The sequence below is a fragment of the Psychrosphaera algicola genome (assembly GCF_028401425.1).
GTDB classification, from domain to species: Bacteria; Pseudomonadota; Gammaproteobacteria; order Enterobacterales; family Alteromonadaceae; genus Psychrosphaera; species Psychrosphaera algicola.
On sequence record NZ_JAQOMS010000002.1, the window covers coordinates 2,284,845 to 2,296,994 of the forward strand.

Annotated in this window: 8 protein-coding genes and 4 pseudogenes; 7 read left to right on the forward strand and 5 right to left on the reverse strand. The window is 41.6% G+C overall.

The genetic code is table 11. The annotated features are described in order from the left end of the window. The first annotated feature begins 128 nt into the window (after positions 1-128). From PN838_RS12405 to hemL, 4 pseudogenes are all read left to right on the forward strand, one after another. Positions 129-1,821, forward strand: a pseudogene (locus PN838_RS12405) (chloride channel protein). Next, positions 1,818-2,247, forward strand: a pseudogene (hemJ, locus tag PN838_RS12410) (protoporphyrinogen oxidase HemJ). Before PN838_RS12405 ends, hemJ begins: the two co-directional pseudogenes overlap by 4 nt. Positions 2,248-2,327: 80 nt before the next feature. Then, a pseudogene (locus PN838_RS12415) lies at positions 2,328-3,331 on the forward strand (aspartate carbamoyltransferase). Between the two features lie 30 nt (positions 3,332-3,361). Then, positions 3,362-4,640: pseudogene (gene hemL / locus PN838_RS12420) on the forward strand (glutamate-1-semialdehyde 2,1-aminomutase). A gap of 68 nt (positions 4,641-4,708) precedes the next feature. Here hemL and PN838_RS12425 read toward each other — a convergent pair. From PN838_RS12425 to PN838_RS12435, 3 genes are all read right to left on the reverse strand, one after another. Beyond that, positions 4,709-5,437, reverse strand: a complete 729-nt coding sequence (locus PN838_RS12425; protein WP_272180865.1) for a penicillin-binding transpeptidase domain-containing protein — start codon at positions 5,435-5,437, stop codon at positions 4,709-4,711. Between the two features lie 145 nt (positions 5,438-5,582). Next, positions 5,583-6,737 carry a transglycosylase domain-containing protein gene (locus PN838_RS12430; RefSeq protein ID WP_272180866.1) on the reverse strand — a complete coding sequence of 385 codons (1,155 nt, stop codon included), beginning with the start codon at positions 6,735-6,737 and terminating at the stop codon, positions 5,583-5,585. Between the two features lie 2 nt (positions 6,738-6,739). Further along, complete coding sequence (locus PN838_RS12435) at positions 6,740-6,970, reverse strand: hypothetical protein (protein ID WP_272180867.1); 231 nt, start codon at positions 6,968-6,970, stop codon at positions 6,740-6,742. Between the two features lie 433 nt (positions 6,971-7,403). Here PN838_RS12435 and PN838_RS12440 point away from each other — a divergent pair, with 433 nt between their 5' ends. From PN838_RS12440 to PN838_RS12450, 3 genes are read left to right on the forward strand one after another with little or no spacing between them, the layout of a single operon-like run. Continuing rightward, positions 7,404-8,231, forward strand: coding sequence for a trypsin-like serine protease (locus tag PN838_RS12440; protein WP_272180868.1), 828 nt, complete (start codon positions 7,404-7,406; stop codon positions 8,229-8,231). Positions 8,232-8,238: 7 nt separating this feature from the next. Next, entirely contained in the window at positions 8,239-8,613 is a 375-nt protein-coding gene (locus PN838_RS12445; RefSeq protein ID WP_272180869.1) for a trypsin-like serine protease, read from the forward strand. 23 nt (positions 8,614-8,636) lie between these two features. Continuing rightward, entirely contained in the window at positions 8,637-9,479 is an 843-nt protein-coding gene (locus tag PN838_RS12450) for a hypothetical protein (RefSeq protein WP_272180870.1), read from the forward strand. A 168-nt stretch (positions 9,480-9,647) separates the two neighbouring features. Here the strand turns inward: PN838_RS12450 and PN838_RS12455 are convergent, their stop codons facing one another. Both PN838_RS12455 and PN838_RS12460 read right to left on the reverse strand, forming a co-directional pair. Beyond that, positions 9,648-10,400, reverse strand: a complete 753-nt coding sequence (locus tag PN838_RS12455) for an ATP-dependent helicase C-terminal domain-containing protein (RefSeq protein WP_272180871.1) — start codon at positions 10,398-10,400, stop codon at positions 9,648-9,650. Between the two features lie 55 nt (positions 10,401-10,455). Next, positions 10,456-11,997, reverse strand: coding sequence for a helicase-related protein (locus PN838_RS12460; protein WP_334313509.1), 1,542 nt, complete (start codon positions 11,995-11,997; stop codon positions 10,456-10,458). Between the last annotated feature and the right edge of the window lie 153 nt (positions 11,998-12,150).

A 12,150-nucleotide genomic window follows, 5' to 3' on the forward strand; every position in this document is an offset into this window, starting at 1 on the left:
AATTTGATTATATGTCATGACTTTATGTTACACTTTTGTCTCATCGTTTGACTAGCGCTGTTTTCCTTTAAGGGCATACTTTACTCCCAAATAAAGACAACAGTGTCGTTATTAATTACGGATAAAACATGCTTTCAAACAGTCTTTTCGCTCTTCGAAGACGACTGGCTTACCCGAGGACCAGTATCCAGCTTAGTATACTGGGACTGATTGGTGGGTGCTCAGCGGCTGTTCTTATTGTTCTTTTTCGCCTAACTATCGAGTGGATCCAGTCGTTTTTTAATCCTGGAGGACCATTTGACGACATCCTCGAATATATCGTTCCGACCTTACCTATTTTTGCGGCTTTGCTCATTGCCATTTTTGCCGACTTCACAGGCTACAAGCATTATCGTTTAGGGATCCCTTTTGTATTACATCGAATTAAAGCCCATTATGGTAATATCCCGTTTTGGAATTTTGCCAACCAATTTGTCGGTGGCGTACTCGCATTATCAAGTGGTTTTACCGTTGGACGAGAAGGTCCTGCGGTTCACATAGGGGCAACCGGCGCCAGTTGGTTTGGCCAATGGTTACGACTTCCACACAATTCAGTTAGAACGCTTTCAGCTTGTGGTATCGCCGCTGGTATATCTGCCTCTTTTAACACGCCGCTCGCGGCGGTTATATTCGTCATGGAAGTGGTGTTGCGTGAATACAAAATTCATATTTTTATTCCCGTCATGTTGGCGTCGGCAGCAGGTTCTCTAATTACCCAAGCCGTCTTTGGCACCCAAGCTGAATTTGAATTTTTGAGCGTCTTTATATTACCGTCCTATCACTATCCTTGGTTAATCATTTTAGGACTGACATTGGGCGCAGTTGCGTTTGTATTTAATCGTAACTTAATGCGAGTCATTAAAGCGTTTAGATATGTTTCTATGTTCCCTCGACTGCTACTCGCTGGCACTATTACCGCCATCTTTGGATACTTTATTCCTGAATCATTTGGTGACGGCACAAGCGCCATATATCAAGCGATGGTCGACCCTACAAATTTAAACTTAATTGTCATACTGCTCGTTTCCAAAGTGATCTTAACTTGGGTGGCGATAGGCTTAGGTATCCCCGGTGGCATCATTGGCCCTATATTTGGTATCGGCGTGTTAATTGGTTTGCTCATCGCTAATGTGGTCATAACGTTAGACCCTACCACCCAATATATGAGTACCTATGCCGTACTTGGTATGGCGGGCCTAATGGCAGCGACTTTACACGCCCCATTGGCCGCATTGGTTTCTGTAATGGAACTTACCGCCAACCCCGGTGCCATAACACCGGCTATTATAGTCATCGTTATGGCTTATGTGACAAGTGCGCAATTTTTAAAAAATCGATCTATCTTCCTTCAGCAACTCGACTTCCAAGGCTTGATGTATCAGACCCCTCCTGCCACAAATGAGCTTGAAAAGATTGGAGTTTTAGCTGAACTGAACCGCAATCTAAAAATTATCGATTATGTCAATGAGCAAGATGTCAGATTCCATATTCGTGAACTCGAGCCTGAGCAATCCCTTGTTGTCGCTATACGCCACGACTTAGGTGTCGACTATTCTCTTGCGGAGTTCGATTCGTCCTTTTCTAAAAAACAGGACAAAGTAAAATACATCCCAATGCAAACCATCGATACTCGCTCTACCCTCGCCCATGTCTATGAATTACTTCAAGATCAACGCGACGGCGCTACTTTAGTCACCTCTATTAGCGGCGAAAAAGTCGTGGGCATAGTGACTATAGGAGCAATTACATTTAATTTTGATGAAGAGGAATGCGTTAATATGAGTATTTTGTGGTTTAAAGCTTTTCATATCTTTTTTATGGTTGCTTATGGTTCGCAGGAATTTTTACCTCCCACGATTGTTTGTATACCACGCAGAAAATCAACACCAAGTAACGTCAGATACGTTTAAGGTCATGGAACGACGATTGCTTTATTTTGTAACGCCGTTTGCCATTTTGACATTCATTTTTGGGGTAATACTCATTTTTCAATATGGCTTAGCGTGGTTCAAATCAGCCCATTGGTTACACGCCAAGTTATTACTCGTCAGTTTGCTCTACATTTACCACGGATATTGCTTCAAACTCTTAGCCGACTTTAAGCACGACCGTAATCAAAAGAGTTCTAAGTTTTATCGCTTTTTTAATGAAGTCCCAGTCCTGATCCTACTAGCAATTATTGTTTTAGCCGTCGTAAAACCATTTTAGTATTAGGCGCTAATTTCGCTATTGTCTTAGGTTGAACTTTGTTAAAATCCCGCCAATTTACAGCCAACGAGTAAAAAGATATGAACTTCACCGGACAACACATCTTATCGGTCAATCAATTCGAACGAGAAGATTTAGAATATATCTTTAACATTGCCCAGAAAATGGAGCCTTACGCTCACCGTAAAGTTCGTACTAAGGTACTGGAAGGTGCGATATTAGGTAATTTGTTTTTGAGCCTTCAACCCGAACTCGTGTGAGTTTTGGCTGTGCATTTAATTTACTCGGTGGTGAAGTTCGCGAAACCACTGGCATGCAATCTTCGGCCTTAGCAAAAGGCGAATCACTATACGATACTGCCCGTGTCGTGAGTAGTTATAGTGATGTCATTGCAATGCGTCACCCAGATACGGGTTCTGTTGCTGAATTTGCAGAGGGCAGCCGAGTCCCGGTTATAAACGGCGGCGACGGAGCAAATGAACACCCGACACAAGCGCTGTTAGACCTTTACACAATAGACAAAGAACTAGCCGCTTTTGAACAAAAAATAGATGGCATGCACATCGCTATGGTCGGTGACTTAAAAAATGGTCGTACGGTCCATTCTCTTTCAAAACTTCTAGCTATGTACAAAAACATTCACTTGAGCTTAGTGTCCCCCTCAGAATTAGCAATGCCAGATTATGTCGTTAGTGCCCTTGAAAATGCAGGTCACAAGGTGACAATTAGCGATAAAATGGAACAAAATATCGATGCAGATATCGTTTACCAAACGCGCATTCAGGAAGAGCGATTTGAATCTCAAGATGAAGCGAATAAATACCGTGGTCAATTTAGGTTAAACAATGAGATTTATACTAAATATTGCAAATCGAATACGGTTATCATGCATCCTCTGCCTAGAGATTCGCGTTCAGACGCAAATGAACTCGATAACGATTTAAATCAAAATCCTAATTTGGCGATTTTCCGTCAGGCTGACAACGGCGTATTAATACGTATGGCCCTTTTTGCAATGACCTTAGGGGTTGCAGAAAAAGTTGATAAATATCAGTGTGACGTACCTTGGGTATCGTCGAAATAACTCCACGTAATTAAAATAGCAGAATCCATTATGACTCGATCTTCAGAATTATTTGAACAAGCTAAATCTCATATCCCGGGTGGGGTGAACTCACCGGTTCGTGCATTTAACGGCGTTGGCGGCACACCAATCTTTTTGCCAAAGCTGACGGCGCATTAGCTTGGGATGTCGATGGCAATGAATACATTGACTACGTAGGCTCTTGGGGCCCAATGATCTTAGGTCATAATCACCCCGCAATTAAACAAGCTGTTTTAACTGCCGTTGAAAATGGTTTGAGCTTTGGTGCACCCACAGAGATCGAAGTGACTATGGCAGAAAAAGTAACAGAGTTTCTACCAAACGTTGAAAAAGTGCGGATGGTTAACTCAGGTACTGAAGCGACAATGAGTGCAATTCGTTTAGCTCGTGGTTTTACTGGCAAAGACAAATTACTTAAATTTGAAGGTTGTTACCACGGCCATGCAGACTCGTTACTGGTTAATGCCGGTTCTGGCGCGCTCACAATGGGCGTTCCAAGTTCTCCGGGTGTGCCTAAAGTTGTCGCTGAACATACATTAACCGCAGAGTTTAATAATTTAGATTCTGTACGTGCTTTGTTTAAAGAACATGGCTCTGACATCGCCTGTATTATTGTCGAACCTGTTGCCGGTAATATGAATTGCATTCCACCAAAAGACGGATTTTTACAAGGTTTACGTGACATCTGTGACGAATATGAAGCCGTGCTGATTTTTGATGAAGTAATGACTGGGTTTAGGGTCCACAAAGGCAGTGCACAAACATTGTTTAATGTTGTACCTGATTTAACAACCCTTGGTAAAGTCATTGGAGGCGGTATGCCAGTTGGCGCTTTTGGTGGTAAACGCGAGATTATGGCGCATTTAGCACCAGACGGTCCAGTCTATCAAGCCGGGACATTATCGGGGAACCCTGTCGCAATGGCAGCCGGATTAGCCGCATTAAAAGAATTGGAAGTTGAAGGATTTCATCAGGCGTTAGCTGACAAAACGACCTATTTGTTAGATGGCATTAAGCAACAAGCTATTAAACATGGGATACCCCTTACAACTTCCCAAGTTGGCGGCATGTTTGGTTTGTTTTTACCGATGCTGAAAAAGTTGAATCATTTGCTGACGTAAAATTGTGTGACGCAGAGCGATTTAAAAAGTTTTTCCATCTATGTTTGGACAATGGCGTGTATTTGGCGCCGTCAGCATTTGAAGCTGGCTTTGTATCTATTGCCCACACTCAAGCTCAGTTAGATAAAACTATTGCAGCTGTTGGTGAAGCGTTTAGTCAACTTTAACAACTCAGCGTCATCAAAGTATCTATAGATTCAGTGGGTTGTGCTCATACCCACTGAATTTTTACTGATTAAAACCAATCAAAAATAGATGGGCATTCTGTTACTAGGCCAATTTTGTTGGTATTAATTGGCAAAGCAATATTTTCACCACACTCACCGGACAGGATCTCGCCATTTGTTTTATCAACAAATCGCATTTCAATATCGTTAGGTTGCGGCTTTAATACACTCTCGGCCTGTCTTGCTTGTTGTAGCGCAATAAATATCGACAAAGCGCCTCGACTTCCGGTTAATTCCACCGGCGAGTTGTCATCTTTACCAACCCATATAGACGTAACCTTGTTTTGATCAAAACCAACAAACCAACTATCCCTTAAGTCGTCAGTCGTACCTGTCTTTCCACCATAACTAACCTTAGGATAATATTTACCTAGTCGCATAGCCGTGCCTGTTTTTGTCACGCTATTTAATGCAAATCCAAGCTCATAACTCGACGCATAATCTACCACCTGTTTTCGCTCTACATCTTTCTGCCACAAAACAAAACCCGTCTTATCTGTCACCTTTGTTATCGCTGAAACAGCCTGTTTTTGTCCGAAATTAGCAATCGGTAAAAACATGCTTGCAACTTCAACTGGTGACATTGAAATGGCCCCTAGCATTAAACTTGGGTAGCGAGGTATGTTTCGATTTACCCCTAAATCATGTAACGTATCGATTATCTTATTCAAGCCAACATCCATCCCTAAATGCACGGTTGCCAAATTAACCGACTGACTCAATGCATCATGCAACATGATAGTTTCGGAGCTTTTTTATCGTAGTTTTCAGGCTGCCAAGTTTGGCCTTGTTTATTTTCCATCGAGATTGGCATATTGGATAATTGACTGCCCAAATGAAACTTGCCGCTGCGTAAACCAGCCAAATACACTGCAGGTTTAATCAACGAACCGATATTTCGATTGGCATCCAAAGCTCGATTAAACCCATAAGCATGTGGATTTTGTCACCAATTAATGCGCTTATACTGCCGTCTTCTAAACTGATACTAACCACAGCGCCATTGACGTCTTTAAGCTTATGAGTGGTCTGTAGCTTTTTAACTGATTGACCAAAATGCTTCTGATAGTTTTTTTGAAGTACTGGATCTAAACCCGTAAAAACCAATAATCCTCGTTCATTTTGATACTGCAAATCCAAGGCTTTTAATTCACGTTCAACTAACTGAATATACGAAGGAAAACGACTTTTACCCTGCCTTTTTTGCAAATCAACTTCCATTGGAGAACTGACATATAGCTGATACTCGTCTCGAGTAATGACATTTTCAGATACCATCAATTGCAAAACAAGATCACGACGCTGTCTTGTCCGGTCAGCATGTTTTGTCGGACTATAATAAGAGGGTCCTTTGACCATAGCCGTCAACAATGCAAACTGTTCAGGGCTCAAATTTACTAATAATTTGTTGAAGTAATATTTGCTGGCTAGCGCAAACCCGTGGATGGCTCTGCCACCATCCTGACCTAAATATATTTCGTTAAAATACGCCTCTAAAATAGCGTCCTTACTAAATCGATAATCCAAAATAAGCGCAATAAACGCTTCTTTTATTTTTCTTAAGTAAGTTTTGCGGTTGTCATTAAGCAGTAAATTTTTGGCCAGTTGCTGAGTCAACGTGCTACCACCTTGCACTTTTCGACCGGCCATTAAATTCGCCCACAATGCCCGGGCGATGGCACTAGGTGATACCCCATAATGATGATAAAAATTACGATCTTCGACAACAAGTAACGTATCAACCATCCATTCTGGGACCAAGGATAGGTCGACAATTTCACGATCTTCGTTAGTTCCGTGGGTTTGACGAGATATTAGTACAGGGTCAAGTAGCTCAATTGGTGTCACTTGCCAAGTTGTATCAACAAAACTAGCGACTTGTGCGATACGGTCTTTTTCAAACCCTACTCTAATCTTTTTTGCATCAAGTTCACCCTCAGCGTAAACAAAATGACGGCGATATATTTCAACATAGTTAGTTTTAACACTGAATTGCCAAGGCTTAATCAACGCCTTAGTTTGTTGATAACCTAGCAAATCTAGTTCTTCAATGAGTTCTTTTTAGGGAGAAAATAATGTGGGTACAAATTGAGTGGACGGGCAAAAACTTTAACCGGTGTTTGCCACTTCGGTCCGGCCATCCGCTCTTGAACCCAAGCATCTAAATAAACTAAATAAAACGCCAAAACGATAGACAAAAACAACCCAGTTTTTACAAAACGAAAAAACCATAGCTTTAATATTTGATTTGGGTCAGTCGAAGGATTCATAGACACTATTAATTTAAAAACTCGCCGTTGTTGTCAACGGCTATTAAAACGATTAACCAATGAAATTACAAATTCAAATTGGCAAATAGAGAAAAAACACAAACACGAACAGTATAAGTTATAACAATAGGGAATATTAGATTAATAAAACACCGCTTCATTTTTTTGTCAGAAACGAGGTCAAGATAAAAAAGCCCTAAACTTCTTATGGTTAAAAGAAATTTCAATTCAAATTGGGTTTTGTTTTTATATGAATGTTTACCAATCAACATTCCATTGTAACTCTTTATAAACAATTTACTGATTTTACACTAAGGTTAAATTGACAATTTAATTTGCAAACCAATACCAGATCTGGGCAAATTGCCGTCTAAGAAAAAAGACATCAGACCACAATCGAGTTTTTTGTCGCCGAATAACAAAGGATCCATGAATGAAATTTAACTTAATTGCCTTACTCGCTTTATTTAGTTTGGCTACTTCGAATGTTATCGCTTCTGATAACGAATTTAAACCGAGCATAGGTAAACGCATAGTTGGTGGAGTAGAAGCCGAACAAGATGCATGGCCTTGGATAACAGCGCTTGTTTATACTTATGAAGAACTCTCTACATCGCTTGAAGTCGATAGCGTATCTTACACGTCAGATTCATTTACTGGCTCCATAGGTGGCACAGTAACTGGTTTACTTATGAGTTGCGGCCTAGGTGATGCAGAATGTGATGCCGAAGGACAAATTTGTCTTATCCAACGTGGTGAAATCAACTTTTCAGATAAAGCTCTTAACTGTGAAAGCGGTGGCGGCGTTGGCGTTATTATTTATAATAATGAAGACGGCATTATCAGCGGTACGTTAGGGGACGACTTTGCAGGTACTATCCCTGTTGTTTCAGTAATTCAAACAGACGGTGAATTGTTACTAGATAAAGTGGGAACTACGGCATCTATTGAAGTAGCAACTTCTGCTGAATTAATCCAATCTTCTACCTGTGGCGGCAGCTTAATTGGCGACCGTTGGGTGTTAACAGCATCTCACTGTGTCGATGGTCCAAATTCAGAATTTTTAAAAGTGAACGTTGGCGAATATGACCTTAGTGACGGTGCAGAAAATGCGTTAGAAATTAAGAACATTTATATGCATGGCGAATACGATGACGAAGCTCTCGTAAACGACGTTGCATTAATCGAATTAGTAGAGCCAGTCTCAACACCTACAGTTTCACTTGGTTCAGGTACAACTACAAGTCAAGGCAGTAACTGATAATTCTATGGTAACCGTTATGGGCTGGGGTGGTCGTGAAGGATATGCAGCGGGCGCCGGTCCAACATCGGATTTCCCAGATGTTTTACATCAAGTTGACCTAACGTTATTTAGCAACCAACAATGCGCCGACATGATGGCAGAGCAACAAGGTATTACAGAAGACGTTACCGCTGAAGAAATGGGTATCGCTCCAGTTATGATTTGTGCCGGTACATATGATGGTGGCAAAGGCTCTTGCCAAGGTGACAGTGGTGGTCCACTTGTCGTCGATTCTAACGGTGAATTCCAACAAATTGGTGTTGTGAGCTGGGGATCGGTTGTGCCGCTCAGGGTTATCCTGGTGTCTATGCTCGTGTATCTGAGTTTTTACCTTGGATAAATGGTATTACTGAAGGTATTGCCATGCAGCAAAACTTAAACTTAGGTTATATTCCTTCAGCAACAGCTTTAAGTACCTATATTTCAGTTTCAAACAATAGCGCTGTATCGACAACATTGACGTTAACTGCAGAAAGCTCAAATTATGAAATTGATTCATCTGATTGTGCTAATTTAGCGCCGGGTGCATCATGTGACGCTCTTGTTACTGTTAGCTCTTCAGGAGCGCGTAATTTAGATACCTATATTAACGTGACAGCTGATGATGCAAGTATCACCACAACAAGAACAAAAGTAACAGCGATTTCAATTAACGCTTCCAATAACATTGGCACTGAATTTACCGCAAATGGCGATGTTGCTTGGTTCACAGGTGGTGACGCCATTTGGAGTGAAAACCCAACAGATGATGGTGTCCGTAGCGGAACGATCGACAATTTACAAAAAAGTGTTTTGCTTGCACAAGTTACTGGCGAAGGTAAGTTCTCTTTTGAATGGTCAGTGTCATCTGAAGAAAATGTTGACGACCCTGAATCACCTTATGATGCCCTTTACATTTATCTAAATGGCGAATTGTACGACTTTATTTCAGGTGAAGTAGACTTCACAACCGTTGAACTTGAATTAGGTGAAGGTATTAACTTTATTGCTTGGGTATATGAGAAAGACCCCTACACGATGGAGTTTGAAGATACTGGTTACTTGAAAAACGTTGTTTTTGACGCAACAAATGTGACTAACCCGACAACGCCAACGGGTACCGGCACAACCAATAAAAATGCACGTGAACGCAGTGCACTTGGATTTGGCGCCTTTATGTTAATTATGTTGCCAGCTTTGGTTGCAATTAGACGCAGAAAATTCTGAGTCTAAATTTAGTTAACCGTAAAAAGCCAGCGAATTCCGCTGGCTTTTTTCATTCCCGCACTACAGCCAAATACAACCCACCGAAAAACTATAGGCGACTTTTAACTTTAGTTGTTGCTTGAAATTCCACAGGGTTATCCGGCCAAGGATGTTTAGGGTATCTACCCTTCATTTCTTTTTGACGTCCTGATAAGCATTTTGCCAAAAGTGATTTAAGTCTTGAGTAACTTGTAATGGTCGTTTGGCGGGCGATAATAGCTCAATCAAAATTGGCTGTTTACCGTCACAAATCGCTGGATTAGTCGGCGTCCCAAACATCTCTTGTAGTTTTACTGATAATTTAGGGATGTCCCCTAAATAATCGAGTTTACGTTCATGTCCGGCAGGTGTGAGGTATCGAACTGGGCATAAATGATTTAGCGCTTGCTGCTTTTGCCAATCAATTGTGCTCAATAAAATTTGATGCAAGTCGATATTTTTAAGCTGTTTTAACGAACGCACATCAGATAAATATGGCGCTAACCAGTTAGGCAACTCCGCTATTAAAACTTCTTCTCGCCAACTTGGCCAATCCTCGTCTCTGCCATATCGAGTCGCTAAGATAAATCGGTTTCTTAAATTGACAATGTTGTCACTATTCCAACCTAAGACCCCTAAACCATTATCTTTAATGTAATTTAGCCACAAATTTTGCCATTCAGACTGTTCCAAATTAACGGCAACAGGATTTGAATTTAGGATAAGTTGACCAATTTTAGTCTGCTGTAATTTAGACGGTTTTTGTTTTGACTCTGACCATGTAAGTTCATCAACGGTATCGATAATACTCGGAAAAAATGACTCAATATCGACCAAGTTCACCCTTGTATAATGGCCAACATAATTGCCATATTTAGATGCATTGATACTGGCAACAACCACTAATTCAGCGACGGGTTCGACTTCACGCTGATGAAACTCAACGGCACTACCCCGCTTAACTTCCAGCGTTTAGCTGTTTTTTAGCGATTTGATCAGGAAATGCCACACACAATAAAAGGCCGATATGCTCTTCCGCTAAATCACCACGGGAAATCGGCTTGATTGCAAGTCGCGAGCTTATTCTGTTTGCTCCAGTTAACAACTGTTGCCATTGATATGATGACAGCTTAAGCAGTGAATTGTGCACGTCACCAGATTGAGCCAGCGAACGTTCTTCTAATAATGCAGCGAGCAAACATGCCGTTGGCACTAAGCGCGTATCATCTATTGTTGTTTGATTGTCCTGAGCAAATTGGATCATTCGAAAACTTCGAATGTCGGTACTCACTTTTTGATACTGCTTGGCCAGTGCCGTCAGATGCCACTTACTGTCTACTTGTTTTAGATAACCTAGGGAAGCCAATAATTCACAGGCACGAGCGACTCGTGGTGTTTCGGGTTTTGTTAACCAAAATAGCTGGTCTATTGTTGTGCCCCAAAGAAAAACTTCTAACATCAATTGAGCAAGGTCAACTCGTTCGATTTCAGCAACATCAAATCTGCGTCGTCGCTCAAAGTTTTCTTTTGAGCCTAACCGATAACAAAACCCTGGTGCTAATCGGCCAGCACGACCAGCCCGCTGTTCCGCAGAAGCAATTGACGTAGGTTGCGTGATTAATTGTTCGATACCCGACTTAGGCTGGCTATACACCAGCTTTTCATTGCCGGCATCCACCACAACATCAACCCCTTCAATGGTCAAACTGGTTTGCGCCACATTGGTAGCTAATACTATTTTACGGGTTCCGGCAACACAGGGCTCTATCGCTTTGTTTTGTTCCGCTATCGATAAACGCCCATGCAGTTGCAAGCAGTGGGTGTTTTGATCTAAATGAGGCGCAAGCAATCCCGATATTTTGGTGATGTCGTTAACACCCGCAAGAAATACCAGAATTGACGAACTGTGATTATTAGCAGCATGGAGAATAGCCTTTACGATTTCGTCATGGCTTGGCAATAAACTGGCGCCAACATACTCAATCGTTACTGGAAACTGACGCCCTTTGGACTCTACGATTGGAGCGTTTAGTTCGGTCGATAAAGTCGCTAAATCTATGGTCGCTGACATAATCATAAGTCGCAACGCTTCGTTTAACTCCTGAGCGTCAATGCTTAACGCTAACGCCAAATCGGTTTGCAAAGCGCGTTCGTGGAATTCATCGAAAATAATCAATCCAATACCTGATAATTCAGGATCGCGTTGAATTTTTCTAACCATTACACCGTCGGTCACTATGGTAATTATGGTTTGGCTACTCGATTTATTCTCGCCTCGCATTGCAAGGCCGATGGTTTCGCCAATTGACTCGCCAAGCTGCTGCGCCAGAAAAGACGCAATTTGACGCGCTGCAACTCGACGAGGTTCTAAAATAACAATCTGGTTACCGGCGGTGTAGTGGCCACTTTCTAACAAAAGTAGCGGCAACCGAGTTGATTTACCTGCCCTAGGGGCGCTTGTAATATTACTCGATTTGACTCCGCTAATCGTAATTGTAATTGGTTAAATATGGCATCTACAGGTAACATCAATGATCAGAATACAGGAAAAAAGTTGCGCTATTATACCCCAATGGCAAACATTTAAGGAATTTTATGTCACAAGGTCAGAGTCGAATGTTTATCGGATTAGAGCTCGATAAAACAACAAAAC

Excerpts from the sequence above, each read along its gene's own strand:
- PN838_RS12425 (WP_272180865.1), bottom strand. The coding sequence starts at position 5,437 with ATGTTGCATGATGCATTGAGTCAGTCGGTTAATTTGGCAACCGTGCAT.
- PN838_RS12435 (WP_272180867.1), bottom strand. The coding sequence starts at position 6,970 with ATGAATCCTTCGACTGACCCAAATCAAATATTAAAGCTATGGTTTTTT.
- PN838_RS12440 (WP_272180868.1), top strand. The coding sequence starts at position 7,404 with ATGAAATTTAACTTAATTGCCTTACTCGCTTTATTTAGTTTGGCTACT.
- PN838_RS12445 (WP_272180869.1), top strand. The coding sequence starts at position 8,239 with ATGGTAACCGTTATGGGCTGGGGTGGTCGTGAAGGATATGCAGCGGGC.
- PN838_RS12450 (WP_272180870.1), top strand. The coding sequence starts at position 8,637 with ATGCAGCAAAACTTAAACTTAGGTTATATTCCTTCAGCAACAGCTTTA.